This window comes from Bradyrhizobium sp. NBAIM14 (assembly GCF_020193895.1).
Lineage (GTDB): Bacteria > Pseudomonadota > Alphaproteobacteria > Rhizobiales > Xanthobacteraceae > Bradyrhizobium > Bradyrhizobium yuanmingense.
In genome coordinates this window covers 1-726 of the sequence record NZ_JADYVQ010000072.1, presented here as the reverse complement: position 1 = coordinate 726, position 726 = coordinate 1, and the positions used below count along the sequence as shown (strand labels likewise).

General features: G+C 50.8%; 1 protein-coding gene and 1 pseudogene. Both read left to right on the top strand.

What is annotated here, in order from left to right:
* Window positions 1-378, top strand: a pseudogene (locus I6F28_RS37050) (hypothetical protein); the annotation flags it as partial.
* Between the two features lie 2 nt (window positions 379-380).
* Window positions 381-726, top strand: a 346-nt coding sequence (locus I6F28_RS37045) for a hypothetical protein (RefSeq protein ID WP_524536136.1), incomplete at its 3' end; no start/stop codon positions are given.

The window sequence follows — 726 nt, the reverse complement described above, 5'->3', positions numbered from 1 at the left end:
GAACATATGAGAAAGCATGGCTTTGAAAGGGACTTCATTGACTGCCGGACGCTGAAAGAACAGGGCATTGAACGACGTCCCGAAGTGCATCTGGGTTTTGAAGCTGCCGGACGGCTTGATGATGCCCAGCGTCATGACATCATGCAAAAACGGTCTGAACCGGACTATTCCAGCCATCTTGAACAGGCGCGAACGGTCGGGCATGACATCGGGGAATGGCTGGACACTCCGGTTAAGCAACATGAACTGGTCAGAAGGCTGCAACATGATGTTGCGCGGGAGCATGGCTTTGACATGAGAGACAGAGTGAGCAGACAGAACCGAACTGAACCTGAACGGGTTAAATCACCGTCACGTGGATTTTCTATGGGATTCTGAACATGGCCAGCACAGAAGAAAAATTACTCACGCTCCTGTTATCGGTGGAGCATCTGCAACATACCGCAATGGAGCAACAGAAAGCTGTTGCTGATTCTCTGGCTGTGGCAAGGGAAACACTTCGCGGATATCGGGATATTTCTGAAGGTGTGGCAAAACAGGTCAGGGATGAAGTCAGAAATGAGGTGCAGAAGCTGGACGTGGCAGGGCTGATAGGTGAGCGCATCAGCCAGGATTTTCAGCGGCTGGAAGAGTCAGTCGCAAACATGAAGGCAAACGCGGATGCCCTGAACAGGGATATTGCGACAATTCACAGCAATATCGTGCAGGAATACAACACCCTTAAAG